This window comes from Paenibacillus sp. QJM3NY_38, from assembly GCF_056173265.1.
The window spans coordinates 5297628-5319109 of sequence record NZ_CM149665.1 but is presented as its reverse complement, the minus strand read 5'-3'; the positions used below and the strand labels follow the sequence as shown (position 1 = coordinate 5319109).

Annotated in this window: 21 protein-coding genes; 11 read left to right on the top strand and 10 right to left on the bottom strand. The window is 50.6% G+C overall.

Annotated features, from left to right (window positions below):
* Window positions 1-274: 274 nt before the first annotated feature.
* The 3 genes from AC0VZ8_RS24555 (at window position 275) to AC0VZ8_RS24545 (ending at window position 3517) form a co-directional block, all read left to right on the top strand.
* Window positions 275-1675: an ABC transporter substrate-binding protein gene (locus AC0VZ8_RS24555; RefSeq protein ID WP_071223248.1), complete on the top strand. Its 1401-nt coding sequence runs from the start codon at window positions 275-277 to the stop codon at window positions 1673-1675.
* A 101-nt stretch (window positions 1676-1776) separates the two neighbouring features.
* The gene (locus tag AC0VZ8_RS24550) at window positions 1777-2667 is read left to right on the top strand and encodes a carbohydrate ABC transporter permease (protein ID WP_475484714.1); all 891 of its coding nucleotides are present in this window, start codon (window positions 1777-1779) and stop codon (window positions 2665-2667) included.
* A gap of 16 nt (window positions 2668-2683) precedes the next feature.
* Window positions 2684-3517: a carbohydrate ABC transporter permease gene (locus AC0VZ8_RS24545; RefSeq protein WP_475484713.1), complete on the top strand. Its 834-nt coding sequence runs from the start codon at window positions 2684-2686 to the stop codon at window positions 3515-3517.
* 104 nt (window positions 3518-3621) lie between these two features.
* Here AC0VZ8_RS24545 and AC0VZ8_RS24540 read toward each other — a convergent pair whose 3' ends face one another.
* A complete protein-coding gene (locus tag AC0VZ8_RS24540) occupies window positions 3622-4551 on the bottom strand; it encodes an AraC family transcriptional regulator (protein ID WP_071223246.1) in 930 nt (309 codons plus the stop codon).
* 199 nt (window positions 4552-4750) lie between these two features.
* Here AC0VZ8_RS24540 and AC0VZ8_RS24535 point away from each other — a divergent pair, with 199 nt between their 5' ends.
* The 4 genes from AC0VZ8_RS24535 (at window position 4751) to AC0VZ8_RS24520 (ending at window position 7380) form a co-directional block, all read left to right on the top strand.
* The gene (locus AC0VZ8_RS24535) at window positions 4751-5014 is read left to right on the top strand and encodes an Atu4866 domain-containing protein (protein ID WP_071223245.1); all 264 of its coding nucleotides are present in this window, start codon (window positions 4751-4753) and stop codon (window positions 5012-5014) included.
* Window positions 5015-5079: 65 nt separating this feature from the next.
* Complete coding sequence (locus AC0VZ8_RS24530) at window positions 5080-5817, top strand: SDR family oxidoreductase (protein ID WP_475484712.1); 738 nt, start codon at window positions 5080-5082, stop codon at window positions 5815-5817.
* 260 nt (window positions 5818-6077) lie between these two features.
* Window positions 6078-6437, top strand: a complete 360-nt coding sequence (locus tag AC0VZ8_RS24525; RefSeq protein ID WP_475484711.1) for a VOC family protein — start codon at window positions 6078-6080, stop codon at window positions 6435-6437.
* A 145-nt stretch (window positions 6438-6582) separates the two neighbouring features.
* Window positions 6583-7380: a TetR/AcrR family transcriptional regulator gene (locus AC0VZ8_RS24520; protein ID WP_475484710.1), complete on the top strand. Its 798-nt coding sequence runs from the start codon at window positions 6583-6585 to the stop codon at window positions 7378-7380.
* Between the two features lie 246 nt (window positions 7381-7626).
* On the opposite strand, the gene AC0VZ8_RS24515 is transcribed toward AC0VZ8_RS24520, so the two are convergent.
* The 3 genes from AC0VZ8_RS24515 to AC0VZ8_RS24505 form a co-directional block, all read right to left on the bottom strand.
* Window positions 7627-8415 carry an ABC transporter permease gene (locus AC0VZ8_RS24515; RefSeq protein WP_475484709.1) on the bottom strand — a complete coding sequence of 263 codons (789 nt, stop codon included), beginning with the start codon at window positions 8413-8415 and terminating at the stop codon, window positions 7627-7629.
* Window positions 8415-9299: an ATP-binding cassette domain-containing protein gene (locus AC0VZ8_RS24510; RefSeq protein WP_071223240.1), complete on the bottom strand. Its 885-nt coding sequence runs from the start codon at window positions 9297-9299 to the stop codon at window positions 8415-8417. The genes AC0VZ8_RS24515 and AC0VZ8_RS24510 overlap by 1 nt, the downstream gene beginning before the upstream one ends.
* A 230-nt stretch (window positions 9300-9529) precedes the next feature.
* Complete coding sequence (locus tag AC0VZ8_RS24505) at window positions 9530-10879, bottom strand: alpha-L-fucosidase (protein WP_071223239.1); 1350 nt, start codon at window positions 10877-10879, stop codon at window positions 9530-9532.
* 119 nt (window positions 10880-10998) lie between these two features.
* On the opposite strand from AC0VZ8_RS24505, the gene AC0VZ8_RS24500 reads away from it, so the two are divergent.
* Window positions 10999-11826, top strand: coding sequence for an AraC family transcriptional regulator (locus AC0VZ8_RS24500; protein WP_216530313.1), 828 nt, complete (start codon window positions 10999-11001; stop codon window positions 11824-11826).
* A 63-nt stretch (window positions 11827-11889) separates the two neighbouring features.
* Here the strand turns inward: AC0VZ8_RS24500 and AC0VZ8_RS24495 are convergent, their stop codons facing one another.
* The 3 genes from AC0VZ8_RS24495 to AC0VZ8_RS24485 form a co-directional block, all read right to left on the bottom strand.
* Window positions 11890-12192 carry a putative quinol monooxygenase gene (locus AC0VZ8_RS24495; protein WP_071223237.1) on the bottom strand — a complete coding sequence of 101 codons (303 nt, stop codon included), beginning with the start codon at window positions 12190-12192 and terminating at the stop codon, window positions 11890-11892.
* 5 nt (window positions 12193-12197) lie between these two features.
* Window positions 12198-13190, bottom strand: coding sequence for a helix-turn-helix transcriptional regulator (locus AC0VZ8_RS24490; protein ID WP_475484708.1), 993 nt, complete (start codon window positions 13188-13190; stop codon window positions 12198-12200).
* A 65-nt stretch (window positions 13191-13255) separates the two neighbouring features.
* Complete coding sequence (locus AC0VZ8_RS24485) at window positions 13256-13753, bottom strand: DinB family protein (protein WP_475484707.1); 498 nt, start codon at window positions 13751-13753, stop codon at window positions 13256-13258.
* Between the two features lie 209 nt (window positions 13754-13962).
* Here AC0VZ8_RS24485 and AC0VZ8_RS24480 point away from each other — a divergent pair, with 209 nt between their 5' ends.
* Entirely contained in the window at window positions 13963-14883 is a 921-nt protein-coding gene (locus tag AC0VZ8_RS24480; RefSeq protein WP_475484706.1) for an aminoglycoside phosphotransferase family protein, read from the top strand.
* Between the two features lie 87 nt (window positions 14884-14970).
* Window positions 14971-15342, top strand: a complete 372-nt coding sequence (locus tag AC0VZ8_RS24475) for a hypothetical protein (RefSeq protein ID WP_071223233.1) — start codon at window positions 14971-14973, stop codon at window positions 15340-15342.
* Between the two features lie 206 nt (window positions 15343-15548).
* Here AC0VZ8_RS24475 and AC0VZ8_RS24470 read toward each other — a convergent pair whose 3' ends face one another.
* The 3 genes from AC0VZ8_RS24470 to AC0VZ8_RS24460 all read right to left on the bottom strand — a co-directional run bounded on the left by AC0VZ8_RS24470 (window position 15549) and on the right by AC0VZ8_RS24460 (window position 20187).
* Window positions 15549-16688 (bottom strand): zinc-dependent alcohol dehydrogenase, encoded by a 1140-nt coding sequence (locus AC0VZ8_RS24470; RefSeq protein WP_071223232.1) that lies wholly within the window; start codon window positions 16686-16688, stop codon window positions 15549-15551.
* Between the two features lie 1112 nt (window positions 16689-17800).
* The gene (locus tag AC0VZ8_RS24465; RefSeq protein WP_475484705.1) at window positions 17801-19162 is read right to left on the bottom strand and encodes a dipeptidase; all 1362 of its coding nucleotides are present in this window, start codon (window positions 19160-19162) and stop codon (window positions 17801-17803) included.
* Between the two features lie 59 nt (window positions 19163-19221).
* Window positions 19222-20187, bottom strand: coding sequence for a LysR family transcriptional regulator (locus AC0VZ8_RS24460; protein ID WP_475484704.1), 966 nt, complete (start codon window positions 20185-20187; stop codon window positions 19222-19224).
* Between the two features lie 162 nt (window positions 20188-20349).
* Here AC0VZ8_RS24460 and AC0VZ8_RS24455 point away from each other — a divergent pair, with 162 nt between their 5' ends.
* Window positions 20350-21474 carry an extracellular solute-binding protein gene (locus tag AC0VZ8_RS24455; RefSeq protein ID WP_475484703.1) on the top strand — a complete coding sequence of 375 codons (1125 nt, stop codon included), beginning with the start codon at window positions 20350-20352 and terminating at the stop codon, window positions 21472-21474.
* The last annotated feature ends 8 nt before the right edge of the window (window positions 21475-21482 follow it).

The following is a 21482-nucleotide window of genomic DNA, read 5'->3' as shown; positions in this document are numbered from 1 at the left end:
TATTCATTTAATTGTTTGTACATACAAATATAATTGGATTTCCAGCAAAAGTAAAGACCTAAATATGCAGAACATTATAATCAATCAATAGACTCTGAATGATCTATTAATATTTTCTATTTCTGGTAATTAGTTCATCACGTCGCCCGTTATGAGAAAAAAAGTTCAGAATATCCGCACTATTTTCAAAATAGAGTTATATATACGCTCTCGTAAGCGTATACAGAACTTGGATAATATATCAAATGTGCTGCAGCCAAAAGGAGGGAGTAGTATGAAGTCAGGCAAGAGGGGTTTTTGGCTAGTAACGACGGCTTTATTAAGCGTTTCTTTGTTATTCGGTTGTACCGGGGGTAAGGGAGCACCAGCCGATACCGGCGATCCGGAGCCGGGAAAGGATGGAGAGACGGCCAAGAAAATCATTACTGTAACGTTTCGGGATGACGGGATCGGCGAGAACGGAGCGTTCTATAAATGGCTCAAGGAAGTTTCGGCCAGCTACCCTGACAAAAGCGTAGAGATAAAGCCGACACCGATTCAGGCCTCGGAAGGCGATTATTTTGCCAAGGTGGCCTTGGCGCTCAAGTCAAAAGATACGGCGCCGGATATCGTGACAGAGGATACCTTTATCCTGAATTCTGATGCAAGCGCAGGTTATCTCGAACCGCTTGACGATAAATTGGCCGGATGGGAAGACTGGGGCAACGGTTCCTTCATCGAAGCGATGAAGAAGGGGGTTACTGCCAGCGATGGCAAGGTTTATGGCGTACCGTACAATACGGACTCCAGGGGCCTCTGGTACAATAAGGACATTTTCAAACAGGCAGGTCTTCCGGAGGATTGGCAGCCTAAGAACTGGGAGGAGGTCTTAAGCGCTGCGCGTACGATCAAGGAGAAGGCGCCTGACGTTGTGCCGATCTGGATGAACATGGGCAAGGCTACAGGCGAAGCTACCTCCATGCAAACCTATGAAATGCTGCTCTACGGAACTGGAGAAAGGCTGTATGACGATGCCAGCGGCAAATGGATTACAAAAAGCCAGGGTATTCTGGATGCGCTGACTTTTGTGGAGACGGTCAATAAAGAGAAGCTCGGACCACCGCTCTCCAAAGTATTGAACGGTCAGGCAGGCAACACGGCTTCCCGCGAATACCTGCCGCAAGGCAAGCTGGCGATTTCACTGGATGGATCCTGGATCACGGGCAACTATATGGAATCGGGCGCAGCACCATGGCCTGAATACAAAGATGTGCTCGGCTTCGCGCCGATGCCGACCAGCCAAGGGCAGGACCCTGGATCGATTACGTTAGCCGGTGGGTGGGCGCTGTCGATTCCAAGCAACTCCAAGAACAAAGACGAGGCTTGGGAATTTATCAAGTATGCGCTAAACAAGGAAAATACGCAGAAGCTTGTCATGTCCTCAGGGAATATCACGGTCCGTGCCGATGTTGCCAAGGATCCGGAATATACGAAAATGCCGTTTAACGAAATCGCGACCGAATACCTGCAGAACGCAGAGTTCAGACCGGCCCAGGAGAAGTATCCGGAAGTGTCGACGCAGATTCAGACCATGGTGGAATCCGTAGCAACCGGAACATCGCCTGCAGATGCCATGAATAAATATGCGCAGGACGTCACCCGCATTGTCGGAGCGGATCATATCTTGGAGAAATAATCGGCTATACGTACAGAACCGGCTTGCTCAAGCGCTCCATGTATCGCGGAGGCTTGGGCAAGCGGTGTTTCAGATCATCTGCACGAAAAGGAGAACGAACCATGAGCAGTCTGTCCGTAGACGTTTACCCGAAACGAAGAAAAACGTATACCTGGCTCTTTTTTTTGCTTCCTTCAATCGCGATTATGCTCGTGTTTTTTATATATCCCATTTTGTTAACGTTCTTCTATTCCTTCACCAACCTGGCGTTAACCGGTGAAGCGGCGAGGGAGCTTAAGTTTATCGGCCTTGACAACTATACCCGGATGTTCCAGGACCCCACGGTTCGGATCAGTATATGGAACACGCTGGTTTTCCTCATCGGCTCGGCTGTGATCGGGCAGCAGGTGCTGGGATTTCTGATCGCGCTGCTGATGAAGCAGAGAAACAAAACGTTTCGGCGAGTGATTGGAACGATTGTGCTTGCAGGATGGGTGACGCCCGAGATTGTATGTGCTCTTTGCTTGTACAGTTTCTTCGGCGATGAAGGCACGCTGAATGCGATCATCACTTTTTTTGGATTTTCGGAAGTGACCTGGCTGTTTACCGTCCCGATGCTGACCATCATTCTTGCGAACATTTGGCACGGCACCGCCTTCTCGATGCTGGTATTTCAAGCAGCGCTGGATGATGTGCCTAACGAAATAGAGGAAGCGGCGGTGGTGGATGGAGCCTCCAAGTGGAAAATCTTCACACGCATCATTATCCCTTACATTAAAAGCACCATCACAACCAACATGATGCTGGTTACGCTGCAGACGCTTGGGGTGTTCGGACTCATCTATGCGATGACCGGGGGCGGTCCGGGCAATTCGACGACGACCCTGCCGATCTTCATGTACAATCAGGCATTTGTGAACTATCAATTAGGCTATGGAACCGCCATTTCGCTGCTGCTGCTGATGATCGGGATTGTGTTAAGCCTGCTGTATATCAGGTCGATGAAAGAGTAACCAGAGGTGAGATCATATGAATGCCAAACAACGTAAATTAATCTATCGAATTCTGCCGTACGCGATCCTAACGGGGATCGGTATTTGCTTTGTGCTGCCGCTGCTCTGGGTGCTCGTGGCTTCCGTCGATCCGAATGCGATGCAATCGCTCAAGATGCCTAGCAGGGTTACCAGTGCAAACTATGTAGAGGTGATGACCAGCAGCGAGAACCAGCGTGCATATCTGATTGGTCTGGTGATGTCGCTTGGCCAAGCCGTATTGGTTGTTCTTCTGGCGCTGCTCGCAGCTTATCCGCTATCCCGGTATCAGATGAAATATAAAAAGCCCTTTATGCTGACCATTTTGTTTATGACATCGCTCCCGATTACGGCTGTAATGGTGCCTGTGTACCAGCTGTTCCTGGGGCTCAAGCTGTATGACAATATTTTTGGCGTCATCTTGTTTTATGTCGCGTCGTCCATGCCGTACGGGATATGGATGATGAAGAACTTCATGGATTCCGTGCCGAGCGATCTGGAAGAAGCCGCCTGGGTGGATGGCGCTTCGGTGTTTACAGGAATGCGCAAGGTGGTGGCGCCGCTGATGGTTCCGGGTATTTGTACGGTCGCGATATTTACCTTCTCGGGCAGCTGGGGCAATTTCTTCGTTCCGTATATCCTGCTGCAGTCGCCGGAGAAGTTCCCGGCTTCCCTGAAGCTCTATCAGTTCTTCGGGCAGTATGGCATGGTCGATTACGGCAGCCTGGCCGCCTTCTCGGTGCTGTACGCCATTCCGGCAATCATCATGTATATTCTCTCCCAGCAGTTCATGTCCAAGGGTTTCGGGCTGCAGGGCGGAACGAAGGGATAGGGAAAATAACAGAATACAGGGCATGGGATGCCCAAAATAGAAAAACGGCAGCCATGCCGTTTTTTTGTGTTTGGCGAAATCGTTCCGTGAGCTGTCTGTTCCAATCAGGCCTGGACCTGCCTAGGGCCGAGGTCCAATGACTCGCGCAGACGCTTGATATCCCGGATCGGAGGCAAACCGAACATGCGGGCATATTCCCTGTTGAACTGAGTGGGACTTTCATAGCCGACCTGAAAGCCTACATCTGCAGCTTCGGATGTTTCCAAGAGCAGAAGTCGGCGCGCCTCTTGCAATCGGATTTGTTTTTGATATTGCAGCGGGCTCATGGCGGTGATTTCCTTAAAGTGATGATGAAGCGAAGAAGGACTCATATTGACGGCAGCGGACAGATCAGCGATGTGAAGGGGCTGATTATAATCCCGCTCTATCAACTGGGCAGCTGCCGCGATTCGCTGCGCATGACTGCCGCTGACGGCAAATTGTTTCAGGGATTGGCCTTGTTCCTCTTGAAGGATTCGATAAACAATTTCCTTCGTGACCAGGGGAGCAAGGACGGAAATATCCTCCGGCGTATCCAGAAGGCGCACGAGGCGGACGACGGCATCCAGGAGAGCCTGATTCATCGAGCTGACAAAGAGGGCTTTTGTGGAGTCGGTTTTCTTAGGAAGGGTCTCTTGGCAGGATGGAATGAGGTCGAAGATCAGATGTCGATCCAAATCCAGTCTAAGGCACAGGTAGGGCAGCTCCGGTGATGCCTGAATCACTTGGCCGGATATGGGCAATTGCAGCGAGACGACAAGATAACTGTACGAGTCATAAAAATAGCTTTCTTGTGCCAGCATGATTAATTTTCTCCCTTGAGCTACGATGCACAGTGCGGGCTCGTGAATGGTGTGGATCAATTCCGTCCCGTCGGTTGCCCGTATTAAAGATAGATTGGGTATAGGCGTAGTATGGGTACCGTCCGTACCCGTGTATTTTTCGATGTAACCTGCAAGTTCGTTCTGCAGATTGCTTCCTCCATGATCTAACATCTTGGTTCGGCGAGCCTCCTCCGATGGTATTTAATTTAATCTTAATAAGGTTTGCAGGAATAGGCAAGAATCGTGGTGGATTCGGCTACCGGATAAATACTCCATGCAGGCATAATTAGAGTATCCTCGATGGTTGAAGGCAGGACGGTTATACATGAAACTCAAGAGGATCAGATAAGAGTAATGAGGAGGTATTAGAATGGATCCAGCTCTTAAAGCGAATGAGGTTCAGCATCCCTATATAGGCATGTGGGTGACCAAGGACGGATACATTCGCCACGAACTGCTGCCAAACGGTCGTTATGATGAAGCACGGGGTCGGCGGAAAAGCGCTTATCAAGGCCGCTATTTCATTCAAGGCGATCACATCGAATATGTGGATGATACTGGTTTCACGGCAGACGGCGATTTTCGGGACGGCGTTCTCTATCATGCAGGGATGGTATTGGTCCGGGAAAACTAACCATGTGTTTATTGCAGAAGACGGCTTGGCTTGGAAGTACAGAACAGGATCAGGAGGAGAGCTGTATGTCTAACGTAAAAGGAAAAGTCGTGGCCATTACAGGCGCGAGCAGCGGGATCGGCGAAGCGGCAGCCCGGTTGCTGGCTCATCATGGTGCCCATGTGGTTCTTGGGGCAAGAAGAACGGACAGGCTGGAGAAGCTTGCTTCCGCTTTGAATGGGGAAGGCGGCTCAGCTGTTTACCAATCGCTGAATGTGGCTCATCTCGATCAAATGGAATCCTTCATCGACTTGGCGGTGAGCCGATTCGGGCGGATTGATGTCATGCTCAACAATGCTGGGGTCATGCCTCTGTCACCCTTGGAGGCCTTGAAGGTGGACGAGTGGAACCGGATGATCGATGTGAACATCCGCGGCGTCCTCCATGGCATTGCGGCAGGGCTGCCGGTGATGCAGAAGCAGGATTTTGGTCAATTTATCAATATCGCTTCCATCGGGGCATACGAAGTATCGCCAACCGCAGCCGTTTACTGTGCCACCAAGCATGCGGTTCGGGCAATCTCGGAGGGCCTGCGCCAGGAGGTCGGAAGCGGTATACGGGTCACGCAAATATCGCCGGGGGTAACGGAGTCGGAGCTGGCCGACAGTATCTCCGATGATACGGCCAGACAGGTCATGAAGGAATATCGAAGAATATCCATTCCGGCGACTTCGATTGCGCAAGCGATTTTATATGCTATCGAGCAGCCGCCGGAAGTCGATGTGAATGAAATCATCATCAGGCCGACCGCAAGTTCCGCATAACTCAAGGATACATTCATGACAATAACAACCCTCTATGGGAGCGTTGGTCCATGTTACCGAAAAAGCAAAGGTCTGAGCACAAGCCTTGGGCTTCTGCATGGAGGATAACAACTGCATTGAGAGTTAACGAACAGCTGTTGAGTAAACCTCAACAGCTTTTTTTGTTGGAAGGATTTGCTATACTTAGTCGTGTAGTTACATGAGGCGTATATAACGTAGATGCAATGATATTTTTAGCATGATGAATGGAGGAGAACAAGTTGGGAGTTAAACGCATTGTCGCGAATGTCGCAACGAAGGATGTCGCCGCAGCCAAGACGTTTTATCAAGATGTGCTGGGTCTGGATATGTTAATGGATCATGGCTGGATTGCCACTTATGGCTCGCAGGAGAGGATGAGCATACAGATCAGCTTTGCTTCCGAGGGAGGCAGCGGCACGCCCGTCCCGGATCTGTCGATCGAAGTGGATGAGCTAGAGGCTGTGCTGGATGCGATGAGGCGGGCAGGCTTTTCCATTGAATATGGACCCGTTGATGAGCCTTGGGGAGTAAGACGCTTTTTTGTCCGCGATCCGTTCGGGAAGCTGGTCAACATTTTGATGCATCTGTCACATGATTGACTATACGTGGGTCAAGTCGGTATCCTCGCACTGATGCTTATATGCTACCCAGTACAAAAGGATGAGCATATATGATATACTGTTTATAATATAAACAATTAGCAGTTGGCATCAGAAGCTAGGTTGCAGAAAGGATACACTGTTTATGTCAAACGATGAGAGTATGGATCCAGATATTGGATCCAAGCTGCCCAGAGGGGCGGCTCTAAGCTGGGGATTGGTAAAGCCGCCGCAGCGGGGACCGAAACGGGAGATGAGCCTGTCGCAGATTGTGGACACGGCTATCGATATCGCCGATAAAGAAGGGCTTTCCGCTGTCTCCATGAATCGAATCGCGTCCACCTTGGGTTTTACCGCCATGTCGCTGTACCGGTACATTTCCAGTAAGGACGACCTTTTGCTGCTGATGCAGAACACCGCGTGCGATATTCCCATTCCGCCGGAAGATTCTGCTGACTGGCGCGAGAATATGCGGGTCTACGTCAAATCGACGATGCAGGTATTCCGGGATCACCCCTGGTTTGGAGACATTCCGATTACGGGTATTCCCATTACGCCGAACAATCTGCGATTTATCGATTGGGGTCTGCGGTTCATGACGGATCTCCCGCTGAATGATTATGAGCGGATGTCTTTGATTCTCTTGTTAAGCAATTACGCTAGATCAAGCGGCATGATGCAGCGGGATATGGACCGCGCCATACAGGCAGGCTCCACCCCGGAACAGTTCAGTGGAATTGATTATACGGCAGCGCTGAAACAGCTTATGAAGCCGGATCGGTTTCCGTTCCTGTATCCGGTTGTGATGTCGGGGGTCTACACGGAAGACAACGAGGAAGTGAATCCGATTGGTAATGACATTGATTTCGGGTTAGAACGCATTCTGGACGGCATTGATCATTATCTCCAGACCAAGACACAGCCGGGACAGTCGGACAAGTAATGATAAAGTAAAAAAACCGACCCTCGCATGAGGATCGGTTTTTTTGCTAATTGATTAAGTCTAAATCGGGCGTTTTATCAAAGTCGGTTTGGTTGATATCGTTCCCGGACGGACATGACAGCCGCTGGAAGGGGGATGAAGTTCCTTATGTCGCTCTTAAAAACGCAAACTATACCGTGTGTACTACTCCCTGTATGCGGTGTGTGATCTCTGGCATGCCTGAATGGTTATCGCGGCTAAGCATATTTAACGTCGTCCAGCTTTTCTCTTAAAGGTCCACATGCCCCATACTATAGAGCCGACAAGGATAAACAGACACCATCCTATTGCCAAGCCGATGTGATCCTGAATAGACCCACCCGTCAGCAACCCGCGAATGGACTCGATGACCGGCGTAATCGGCTGGTTGCTTGCGACCCCTTGCAGCCATGTCGGCATCGTTTCGGTAGGAACGAAGGCACTGGAGAGGTAGGGGAGGAAGAGCAGGGCGAATCCATAGCTGCCGGCCGCTGCGGGGCTGCCTGCAACGAGGCCGATGGCGGCATAGAGCCAAGTGAAGGCGAAGATGAAGAGCGCGATCAATCCGATAGCAAGAATCCACTCCAGAAGTCCCGCCGAAGGCCTGAATCCGACGAGCAGGGCCACAGCGATAACGACGAATGTCGCCAGCATGTTTCGGGCAAGGCTGGCTACCACATGTCCTGTAATGACACTGATGCTTTGAATGGGCATGGTGCGGAAGCGGTCAATGATGCCATTGGTCATATCCTGGGAGACATCGACGGCCGTGCTGGACGATCCGAAGCCGGCGCATAGCAGTATAATTCCCGGCACCACGTAGTCAACATACTGTCCGCTGGGATCGAGTGCTCCGCCAAACACATAGGTGAACAGCAGCATCAACATAATCGGCAGCATCATGGCCGTAATCATTGCCTCCGCGTTTCGGATGCTGTGACGTAAGCTGCGACCGATAAAGACGGTTTGGGTGACCGCTAAGGTCGTTGTTTTTGAGTTCGAAGCTGTTTCTCTCATTATACGATTTCCTCCAATTTCTTGTCGGTTAGCGACAGGAATACATCATCCATATTTGGTCTGTGAAGACTTACACGCGTCTCGCTCGGAAGCAGGCGAGTGAATTCTTGAAGCGTCTGCGCGACATCCCTAATGCTGCCATTTGTCGGAATCCTGTGAATCACCTCGTCGTGTACGTTGCGGAGCTCCAGCATCTCACCTCCGACCCGGGTCTTCAGTTCAGCCGGGCTCCCTTCAGCAACGATTCGTCCGCTATCCAGGACCGCAATCCGGTCCGCAAGCTGATCGGCTTCTTCCAAATACTGCGTGGTCAGCAGTATGGTGATGCCCTGACTCTTCAATTGCAGGATGATATCCCACAGGGTACGGCGGCTGCGTGTGTCCAGTCCCGTGGTCGGTTCATCCAGAAACAGAACGGGACGCGGCACGGTAAGGCTGATCGCAAGATCAAGCCGTCTTTTCATTCCGCCCGAATATGTCTTCACGCGCTTGGCTGCAGCAGCAACGAGATCGAATTGTTCGAGCAGTTCGGCGGTTCGCAGGCGTGCTTCCGCTGCGGATAAACCCGACAGCCTGCATATCATCCGCAGGTTCTCTTCCGCAGTCAATACTTCGTCGACGGCAGCAAACTGGCCGGTCAGACTGATGGACTTCTGGACATCCTGCTTGCCCTGTCCGAGATCATATCCGTTGATCCGCACACTGCCTGCATCGGGTGTCACCAAGGTCGATAGGATATTGATTAAGGTTGTTTTGCCGGCACCGTTGGGACCGAGAAGGGCAAATACGCTTCCTGCCTGCACGTTCAGGTTGATCCCGTCCAGGACGGTTTGATGTCCAAAGCTTTTACGCAATTGATGAATCTCAACAGCATGGTTACTCATGTTAGGTTCAACTCCTTGAATTTAATTGTATATATAATAAACAGTTTAATTGATAATTAGTATATTGTATAAACAGTTATCTTGCAATATGTTTTTTTAAGTTTGGACGCTGCGTGAGGCTACAGGGATGATGGAGCTTCTGGGTATAAAAAAAGAGCCTGGCGCGATGTAACAAAACATCGTGTCAGGCTCTATTCAGAATGTAAGCCAGGGTATAGGCCAGCTTGGCGCTATGAACGATCCGATTCGTCATGAAGCTCCAGTTCAATGACGGTATTGCGTTTGTCGGGTAGCGGATACGTGAAGTGTTCAGGCCGCGCGAAATTCACAAATGCGTCTTCGGTGAATTCCGCTGCGCTCCATGGGCGGCTGAGGAACAATTCGTATCCGTCAGCGAGCAGACGGGCCTTCTTTACCTTGTCGGCCATACCGATGAGATTAATCGGTCCGATGGACTCCTCAAAGACGTGGGCATACAGCTTATTGCCTTTTTGGGTGTACCGCCCCCAATCCGGCTTCGGATAATCGGCGGCAGCGCAGCCATAGATACTGTCGCCGTTCTTGCTCATCCAGTCACCGATTTCCTCCAGCACGTCGAGGCTCTCCTTAGGAATGACGCCTCTCGCGTCGGGTCCGACATTCAGCAGCATGTTGCCGTTCTTGCTGACACATTCCACCAGCTTGCGGATGATCGTGGTTGCCGATTTGTAATTGCGGTCAGCGGCTGCATAGCCCCAGTTGTTATTCAGCGTGATGCAGGCTTCCCATGGGATCGGGGCACCAGTCTGATCCACGACGCCGTGCGGCGGAATGATCTGTTCAGGCGAAGCGAAATCTCCGCTGTAAACGGAAGGATCGGTAGTGTAGATGCTGCCCCCGCTCTCGCCGCTGCCTTCAAGCCGGTTATCGATAAGAATATGCGGCTGGAGTTCGCGGATCATCTTCATCAGCTCGGTAGCGCGCCACACCTCGCCGCGCATGTTATCATAAGAGAAGTCAAACCACATGATATCGAGTTTGCCGTAGCCTGTCAGCAGCTCCCGCACCTGCCCATGCATGTAATCCAGGTATCGGTCGAAGTTTTTCGGATCGCGCTTGAAGGCTTCGTTCGCCCGCATCGGGTGAATGCGGTCCCCATAGGCCGGATAGTCCTCATGGTACCAGTCAATCAGTGAGAAGTAGAGGCCAACTTTAAGGCCTTCTTCACGGAATGCTTCCAGAAACTCCTGTACGAGGTCCCGACCGGCTTTGGTATTCGTTGACTTATATTCGGTCAGCTTGCTGTCGAACAAACAGAATCCGTCATGGTGCTTGGCCGTCAGCACCGCATACTTCATGCCTGCTTTCTTGGCCGCTTTGGCCCACTCCCGAGGATTATAGTCAACGGGATCAAATTCATCGAAATAGGTCTGGTAGTCTTCGATGCTCATCTGTTCCGTGCTTCGGAGCCATTCGCCTCTGGCCGGAATGGAGTAGAGCCCCCAGTGGATGAACATGCCGAAACGGTCGTTCTGGAACCATTGCACGCGCTGGTTTCGATCGTGGATGACTTGATTGGTTGGAGTGGTAGTCGTTGTCATGGATTCAAACCTCCGATTCTTGGAATTGTCGAGTTTGATTTTAACAAGAATGTGTTAGTATGAATAGATAATTACTTAACTCTGACGGGTATTATAATAACTTTAGAGGATAATCGAAGATGAAGAATGAACGTAATGAACATGAAGCCATTCAGCAGATGCTCCTGAACATGCAGGTTCAGATCTGGGAGGCCGAAAGAACGCAGTGCTGGCCGGAGTGGAAGGAATTCGACTACACCGTGTCTTACAACAAGCTCTATTTTATCCTGGATGGTGAAGGCTGGGTAAAGATCGGCGATGAGGAGCTGTATCCCGTTCCGGGTCAATTGGTTCTGATGCCGGCACGGACCAGGCAATCCTACTCCGTCATCAGCGGCCGTCCCTACCTTAAATACTGGTCGCACTTCTCGGCGACCGTAGGCGATTCTGACGTGTTTTCCTGGTTGAACGTTCCATATTGTTATGATTTATCGGGCAATGCGGAGATTCCGTCATTATTCCAGCAGCTGGTGGAAGCGCACCGTACTGGTACCATAGCTGCGCGGTTAAAGGAAAAGTCGGTGATGCTGGACATCCTGTCCCGCGTGTTCGAGCACCAGCAGCCGCAGATTCATACGGACAAAATGGAAGATATGGGCAGGCTCCACAAAGTGCAGCAGTACATTAAGAATCACCTGCATGAGGAGATTACGCTGGAGCAGATGGCGGGGACGCTGCATTTGCATCCGAATTATTTTATTAAGTACTTCAAACGGCATTTTGGGATCACGCCGCAGAAATATCTAAGCCTCAAGCGGATGGAGCAGGCCAAACTCATGCTAAGAACGACCCCTCTAAGCATCAAAGAAATTGCGGACGCCACCGGCTTTGAATCAGCGAACTATTTCTCGAAAACGTTTCGTAAAGAGGTTGGTTACAGCCCCTCGGAATATCGGAACAATATATAGCAAAAAAGAGGCTGTCCCTGAAATCGATTCGGGGATAGCCTCTTTTCTTCTGATCAGGTTTGCCTAAAAACCTTTTCCTCCAAGCGGCTTAAGCTTGAGCGGCTCTGCGCCGGCGATCAGCGGGCGCCCGCGCTGCAGTAGCTCGGACGTATCGGCTCCCTGCAACGAAGCGGCATGTGCGTCTTGGCTGCTCCACAATTCCGTGACCCATACGGCATTCGGATCGCTGTCCGAAACGTTGACGATATAGAGTTCACAGTCTTCGTTATCGCTAAGCATCGCTGCTGCTTCGAGCAGGATCTCCGCAAGTTCATCCCGTTTGCCGGGATGGGCAATCAGTTTTCCGTACATCGCAAACTTCTCCATCGGGTTCACCCTTCCTTTTTGGTCATGTCGCTTAACATGCGTTCGTAATGGAGCGCCATGCTTGTCGTGATCTCTGACAGTTTCAGCACGAGAGAAGCGGGCTCCAGAATGGTTAAAGCCTTGCCGTAAGGGAGAAGAAAATAGGGAACATAGGACATCAGCGAAGATGTATCCAGTTGGAAATGAGCTTCTCCATCACGGCGCTTCACAAGAGTATGTCCAAATAACCAATGCTGGCTTAATTCATTCAGAACATGCTCATGGCCTTGGATGACGACATGGATCAGCGGTTCATGGCTGCCTGAATCGGGCAGAAGACTGCCAAGCAGTACATCCTTGGCCGAAAAGTCAGCGGGCCGTTCAAATGCATGTTCTGTCAGCTCCAGCCCGATGATCCGATCCACGCGAAAATTGCGAATCTCTTGGCGCAGATGGCAGAAGCCGGCAGCATACCATTGACCCTTCCAATGGATGATGCCGTAGGGGTCGAAGTTTCGGGCAACGCGCTCGCCCTCCCTGCCCTTCGAATACGACATCTTCAAGGTTTGTCCTTGCGTTGCGGCATTCTCCAGCGTCTGCAGCAACGGCTGAAGCCCGGTATGGACAGGAGGCTGCAGAACCGAGATGCCGCTGCTGTGCCGTTCGATCTGATGAAGCTGCTCCTCATTTGTATAAAGCTTCAGCTTGCCGATTGCCCGCTCCAGCACGTCCGTATACGGATAGCCGGTTTCTTTGGCGAAGATCGAAGCGTGCACTAATGCCTTCTGCTCTTCGGCGTCAAACATCAGCGGGGATTCCGCAAACTGCCCGAGGATCCGAAAGCCGCCGTTCGGCCCGGAATCGGCAATGATGGGCGCGCCGGTGGCGCATAACGAATCGATGCAGCGGTACACCGTTCGGACATGGATTTCCAGCTCATCGGCGATTTGCTGCGCGGTCATCTTCTTGCCCGAGCGGAGCATCCACAGGATCGATAGCATATTATCCGCTTTGGACATCTAGATGCGCTCCTTCCAGATGGGATGATCTCGAAATGTTTACTTTTAAGTAGATTGTATCTTTTCTACACGAGCGGGTCCATGCCCTTGTCGATCCAGGAATCGTAGGTCGGACCGTAGAGCTCGGGAATCCGCAGCCCGGCTTGTCTCATCAGCACCGTCATCTGTCCGCGGTGATGCGCTTGATGAACCAGGGTAAAATGCAGGAATGCCGCATTTGTCCAAGGCTCTCCGTCGAATTCGCGGGTAGCGCGAAGTTCCTCCTCGCTCCACTGCGACTGCACCGAATCCAGAAAGGCATGCCCGATCCGGCGGTAGCTGTCCTGAATCTCGGCGGCCGAATGGGGGATTTCCTGCTCGCGGGACGGGCCCTCAAACTGCAAACCGAGCATGGTCATGTACTGAATCGACATCACCAAATGCCAGGCCAGCTGTCCGAGCGTGCGATGGTGCTCCGTCATAGCGGTTTTGAGCGATTCGTCGGTTAAAGCGTTCATGACTTGTTCGGTGATATGCGCCTCTTTTAACCATTGAGTCTTAAAATCCTCTAAGCTCATGTTCATGTGTAATCCTCGCTTTGGTTTAGGATGTGTACTGCAAGTCGAGTATATTACACCATTCCTGACAGTTACGGTCAGTGATTATGGGCGATACGAATTTAATTATTCCAGTGATTAGCCGAATATTGATATGCATGGTCTACAGAACCTTCTTCATTTATAATGTATGAGATTTAAAGCTCGTGCAAGGTATCGAATATAGGGGGTACAGCATGCAGGAAACGCTTCGTGAAATCCCGGGAGCTCAAGAATGGATTGTCATTCAAGCAATTGACAAGGGCTGGTCGGCAGATCGTAAATATTATGTTCAGGATACGCTAGGCAAGGAGTGGCTCCTCCGGCTATCCGACATCTCTCAATACGAGAGGAAGCGATGGGAGTTTGAAACGGTAAAAAAGCTGGATCCTATCGAAATGCGTATGTCCCGTCCGATTGATTTTGGTGTATGCCATGATGGCAGCCAAGTGTTTTCCCTGTTCACATGGGTTCCGGGAGAAGATGCCAGGGACGCCATTCCATTGCTGGATTCTGAGGAGCAGTACCGGCTGGGCGTTCAGGCAGGCCAATATTTGAGTGAGATGCATCGCATTCCGGCTGAGAGCGGCTTTGATACGTGGGCGGTTTATTATAATTCCAAGATGGATAGGTACATCAAAAATTATGAGAACTGCGGCATCCGGCTCGCAGGTGCGGAGAACATCATTCGTTATATGGAGGAGCACCGATATTTGCTTGATGAGCGGCCCCGTTCTTTTCAGCATGGAGATTATCATGTCGGTAATATGGTGGTTACGCCTGAAGGCGAGCTGGGCATCATCGATTTCAACCGGGCGGATTCCGGTGATCCTTGGGAGGAGTTTAACCGGATTACGTGGGATGCTGAGATTAGCCCGTGGTTTGCTTCCGGTCGTATTCACGGATATTTCCAGGGTGGAGAGGTACCGGATTCATTCTTCAGATTAATGGCGCTTTATATCGCGAGTAATCAGATTTCCTCGATACACTGGGCGATTCCATTCGGTGAGCAGGAAGTGGGGGTTATGCTGAATCAGGCTCAAAAGGTACTGAACTGGTATGAGGGGTTCGAGACGCATATACCCAATTGGTATAAACCGATGCCGGGGTCATCTTAGCCTATCATTGACAGTTTAGCAATCTAGAAGAATTTATTGAAGCCGCAGCATGATACGATATAAAAAAACAGATGGAGGTTTGTACTCATGTCATCAGCGGATATTCGGTTTGTCGGCGGAAACAATATTGCCCTTAAAATTCCGAAGTACAAGTATGAGGAAACCGTGCATTTTTACAAAGAGGTTTTGCAGCTGCCTTATTTGGGCTTCAAAGATGGTTCACACCTCTTTCAGCACGGCCCGAACAATTTATGGCTGGATTGCATGACTCACTATGCTCAGCAGGATGTCTGGTTAGAGGTCACTACAGATCATCCCGAGGCGGCCGCTTCATATTTGAGAGAGCATCAGGTGGATCGCAGGGATGAGGTGGAGGTTTACGAGAACTCGCAGGGCTACTGGATATCCGATCCATGTGGGACGATCATTCGGGTGAATCCCAGAAAAGCGAGTGAATAGACAAGCCTAACCGGCGCATGGTTAGCCGTTGACAACGCGCATCCCTTGAGACGTGAGGTTATGTCGAAGCGTCCTACCACGTATTCGGTAAAATTTAATGCTCACTCAAGAATTCCGTGAACCGGGACACAAAAAACCAAGCATCTCCTATCCAAGATAAAGGTTGTGACAGGGGGTGCTTGGTTTATCTTTTTGCTGAGATTCCGCTACGGCTTGAGAACCACCTTGGTGCAGTCTTCTTCATGATCGTTAAATATCCGATAGGCATCGCTTGCTTGTTCCAGTGGAAGCCGGTGGGATACAATCTCGGTCGGATCGAATTCCCCGGCGGTGATCTTCTTGAACAGCTCCGGCATATAATGGATAACGGGGGCTTGACCCATGGTAAGGGTAATGTTCCGTTCAAAAATATGGCCGAGCGGGAACATATTGTACAATGAACCGTATACGCCGGTCAGCTGTATCGTGCCGTATTTGCGAACGGCATCGATGGCAATATCGATGGCGCTTAACGTTCCGCCCTGGAGCTTCAGCTTTTGACCGATGGCTTCCATGGTTGACTTCTTGCCGTCCATGCCAACACAGTCGATCACAACATCCGTGCCGCCCTTGGTGATTTCGCGGATGTATGCGCCCATATCATCATAGTCTTCAAAATTGTAGATCTCCACGTTGTTCATCCGCTTTGCTTTTAGCAGCCGGTAAGGGAGACGATCCACAGCGATTACCCGTTTGGCCCCCTTCATCCAGGCGAATTTCTGGGTCATCAGACCGATCGGTCCACAGCCGAGCACCGTCACGGTATCGCCCGGCTTCACGCCGGCATTCTCCACGCTCCAATAGGCAGTAGGCAGAACGTCGGACAAGAACAGAAGCGCCTCATCCTCCAGCTCGCATGACTCGGGAATGACAAACGGCATAAAGTTCCCGTACGGCACGCGCAAATATTCAGCTTGTCCGCCAGGGTAGTTGCCGTAGCGTTCGGTGTAACCCAAGAACCCTCCGGCATGGACATCCGGGTTGCGATTGGAATTGTCGCATTGACTCTCCATATCATGATTACAATAGTAGCAGTGGCCGCAAGAAACATTGAACGGAAGAACGACGCGGTCGCCTTTTTTCACGCGGGTTACGTTGGCACCGACCTCTTCTACGATCCCCATGGGCTCATGGCCGATCACGAAATCTTTAGCCGCGGGCATAGCTCCTAGGTATATATGAAGATCGGAACCGCAAATGGCTGTAGAGGTGATGCGGACGATAATATCATCCTGGGTCCGAATGGATGGATCCTCTACGTGTTTGACCTGAATGTCTTTTGCGCCTTGAAATGTGACTGCTCTCATATGTTCCCTCCTTATGCGGTGTACAGAAGTTCTCTTTTTTTAATACCCGATATCCAATTGTATTAACATCCCCACCGCTATTCATGCATATGCGCTGATACGCGCAAAAACATAGTTTGTGGAAGAAAGACCAATGCGTATAATTACTCCTGATGGTCGGTAGGGGCACGCGTATGAGCGAACCGGCTGCGCGAACCTCGATGACAAACGTGAAAAAGTGAACCGGCTGCACAAACCTCGATGACAAATGTAGCAAACGTGATAAAGGGGATAAACGTGATAAACGTGATAAACGTGATAAACGTGATAACATGACAAATGGGATTCACCGGACACAGGATACGTTATTTGCTCTGAAAAGAGCTAAACTAAGATACTTGCGGACATGAGATCCGTTATTTGCATAAAAAGTCCGCTTTTCCGCAGCAAAAAGGTTAAATAACGGACTTGGTGTCCGTTAGGATAAGAGAATCGCCTGAAATATGGCCAATAACGGATCTGTAGTCCGTTGGAAGCCGTCTGTTGGTGATGGGTTCACCTGTTTGGTGATAGCCGCCGTCATGGTGATAATATCTGCTTGTTTGGTGATAGCCGCCGACTGTTAGTGATGGATCCGCATGTTTTGGGGAGAGCAGCCGTATGTAGCTGATGAAACCTGTTTGTTTGGTGATATCAGCTGAATGTTAGGGATGGATTAGTTTGTTTGGAGATGGCAGCAGCAAGTTGTGTGATGGAATTCACTTGTTTGGGATAGCAGCTCACATTGGTGATAGAAGCAGTAAATTAGTAATTGGATCTGCATGTTTACGTGATCGTAGCCGCTGTTAGTGATAGAAGCCAGCTGTTAGGGATGAAATCCGCATGTTTTGGTGATAGCAACCGTCTGTTGGTGATAGCAGCCACTTGCCCCGGCATACCAACCATTTTTGTGAGACATCCCATGGTCGATTTCTTCGATAAAACGAAGCCGCAGGTCAATGATCGGGTATATAGATGGCGTAAAAGCTTTTCAAAAACAAAAGAACGCGTATTGGCAGGGGTTCGATGATCCCGCCATACGCATTCTTTTTTTAGATTGTTATTTTACTCTTCGAACTGTTGGCGTCAAAAGTTTACACGAGCTTCAAATACTCAACGATCGTCAGCAAGCCTTTATCGAAATTCTCCAAATTAAAATGCTCGTTCGGGGCATGCAGATTCTCGTCCGGCAAGCCAAAGCCCATCATGACGGCAGGAGCGTTCAGTGTGCTGGACAGCTTCTCCACGATCGGGATGGACCCGCCATCCTTCGTAAAGAGGGCACGCGTGCCGTAGACATGCTCGAACGCGTCCGCGGCTTTTTGCAGCATCGGATGGGACGGATCGATGTTGAAAGCGAATGCTTTTTCCTTCGGTTTAAACGTAATCTTCGAACCGACCGGAGTGTGGGCATGCAAGTGTGCTTCAATCGCGTCGAGGACCGCTTGCGGATCCTGGTCGGCCACCAGGCGGCATGTAATTTTGGCATGGGCTTCCTTCGGAATGACCGTCTTGCTGCCTTCACCCTGGAATCCGCCGTATACGCCGTTCAGCTCAAGGGTCGGACGCGCTCCTACGCGTTCAACGAAGGAGAACCCTTCCTCACCATACAGGGAATCGAGGCCGAGATCCTGCTTCAGCTTATCCTCGTCGAATTCCTGCTTGGCAAATTCTTCGCGCATTTCCGGGGATAACTCCAGCACCCCGTCATAGAAGTCTTTTACAGCGACCCGGCCTTGCTCGTCATGAAGCGAAGAGAGCAAGGACACCATCGCATGCAGGGCGTTAGGTACGCCGCCGCCATATGTACCGGAATGAAGGTCGGTATTGGCCGTTTCCAGCGACAACTCCAGGGAGCACAATCCGCGAAGGCCCGTGGAGATGGCCGGTTTGCCAGGTGCGAGCAGTGATGTATCCGAGATCACGATGGCGTCCGCAGCCAGCTTGTCCTTGTTGTTGTCAAGATAGAGCGGGAGGTTCGGGCTGGACACCTCTTCTTCGCCTTCAATGCAGAACTTGATGTTGACCGGAAGCTCCTTCTCTTGCTTCAAAATAGCTTCGACGGCTTTGACATGCAGGAAGAGTTGGCCTTTGTCGTCCGTTGCTCCGCGTGCATACAATTTGCCGTTGCGGATAGCCGGCTCAAAGGGCGGGGTTTCCCACAGATGAAGCGGGTCTACGGGCTGTACGTCATAGTGACCGTAAACGAGCACGGTCGGTTTGCCTTCGGCATGCAGATAGTCTGCCGTAATAATAGGATGTCCAGCCGTTTGATGAACTTCCACATGGTCAAGGCCTGCCTCGGTCAGCTTGCCTGCGAGCCACTCGGCAGCCTTTGCCACATCGCCTTTGTGCTCGGACAAAGCCGAAATGCTCGGAATGGACAACCATTCCTTCAACTCATTCAGATGGGTTTCGCGGTGTTCGGCGAAATACGCTTTATAATCAACGCTCATGTTATAGGGATCCTCCTTCAATATACATTGGCATTCGATACATGCCGTACCTTACTATTCTAACCGTTTTTTGAAGAATACGAAATATAACGGGATTGATCTTGAAATTTGTCATGACTCTCATCCGGTCGTTGAATTGCAAAATTGTCCAAAAGGTTTCTCCAGAACATCCGCAGCGCCGGACTGATCAGCTTATTGCGGTGGCGAACGGCATAAATCTGACGTTCGGGCAGCCAGGACGGAATAGGTCGTGATTGGAGTTTCCCCTCTGCCAGTTCTTCTTGTATGGCAGCTTCTGCGATCATGCCATACCCCAGACGGTGCCGAACGGCTGCTTTCAGTGCTTCGGTCCCCGAAATTTCCAAGGAAATTTGAAGTTGGATACACTGTTTGTCTGCCCAGCGGTCAATAAGCTGTCTGCTGATGGAGCCAGGTTCATGTGAAACGAAAGGATGTTCGACCAGATCGCCCGGGATTAAATCTCTTACGCTTGCAAAGGGATGATCCGGAGCGAATATAAGCACCAGATCATCATGGATCAGCGGCTGTACGATGAATTCCGGCTCATTCACTTGCGTGTTCGATATGATGCCTACATCGAGTTCGTATTTTTTGACTTTATCGAGAATATAGGCAGCCGGTCGGACATCCAACAGGATGGACAACCCCGGATAATTGAGTTTCAACTGTTGCAGCAGCGGCGGCAACAGGTAGGTAGCGGGAGTATGGGTACTGCCGATGGCGAGTACTCCTGCAGCGGTTCCGCGGAAGATATCCATGGTCGATGAGGCTTCCTCAGACAGGGAATGAATCTGCGATGCGTAATGATAAAAGGCTTGACCGGCTTCCGTAAGCTTGATGACATGATAGGACTTGGTGTGAAACAGGGCAAGGCCAAGCTCTTCCTGCAGCTTGTTTAAATGGAAGGTCACGGTTGGCTGGGTGATGCCCAGCTTCTGAGCCACAAGGTACAGCTTCCTCAGCTCCACGGTAAGCACAAATACTTTTAATTGCTGTAAGTTCATGTTGCTTTCCTCTCTTTCCATATCATCATAGATCATATTAATCTTATCTAATATTTGATAGATATTATTTAACTCTTTGTTAACGCAGGGATAATTTTTATATGAATCTATGGCGTTATGCTGAAATGGAACCAAGAAGAAAATCAGAAACAGGAGGGTGACATGAACAAAAAAAGAGGCTTTCAACATAGGATATTCATTGCTTTAACTGTGCTCATGTGCTTATTGTCGGCTTGCGCGCAATCGGATGGACAGCAAACGGTAAGATCCAAGGAAACGACCGGACCGATTACGGGCGGAAGTGGAAGTGCTGCCGGTCAGTCGGACTTGTCCTTGACCAGAGACGACGCAGAGGATACCGGGGAAACCATCTACTTATACGGAAATGATTTTGTGGATTACATCGCTCCGAAGTTTACAGAAGAGACGGGTTTCAAATTGGAAGCCGTGCATTACGGAGGAGGGGAGGCATTAGCCAAAATAGAGGCTGAACAAGGAAATCCGCAATGGGACGTTCTAATGATGGATGGGCACGGTTCGGTCCGCAACTTGGCAGATCGCGATTTCCTGCTGACAGACTGGGAGCCTGAGAATCTGGGGAATCTGTCCGAAAGCGGAAGGAGTTATGTGCCCGAAGATTTATCATACTTCCCAGTCGGCATACATGCGGCTGGCGTCATCGCTTATAACACAACGCTGGTAACGCCGGAGAAGGCACCGACGACATGGGAGCAATTTTTTGCTTATGACGGCCCTGTGGGTCATGCAGATCCGGCTGTCGCAGCGCCTGCCTATCCGCTCGTATCCGCATTTTTTGAGCAATGGGGTGTCGAGACAGCAGAGCAGAAATACGAGCAGCGCTTCAAAGCGGGACTTCATGTGTACCCCAAGAATGGTCCTGTCGGGAAGGCGTTGTTAAGCGGAGAAATCGAGGTTGCGGCCCTTCAAGAACACAATGCTTATGAACTGAAGCTTGCCGGTGAGCCAATTGAGGTGATATGGCCGAGCGAGGGTGCGCCAGGCAGCTTGCGGGTTGTAGCGATCAGCAAACATACCAAGAACCCGGCAGCAGCCAAGGCATTTGTGGAATATATGCTAAAACCCGAGACACAGCAGATGTTAACGAATCTGGATTCAACCGACAGTTTCTTTACGCCACTTGCTGAAGGTGTGATGGCACGAAGTGAGCGTGAACCGAATGGGGCCTTTATGCTGCCTTCTGCTAAGTGGGCGTCGGAACATGAAGTTGAGATCAAAACCTGGTTTGCGGACCAAAATGTAAGGTAGGTAGGGCC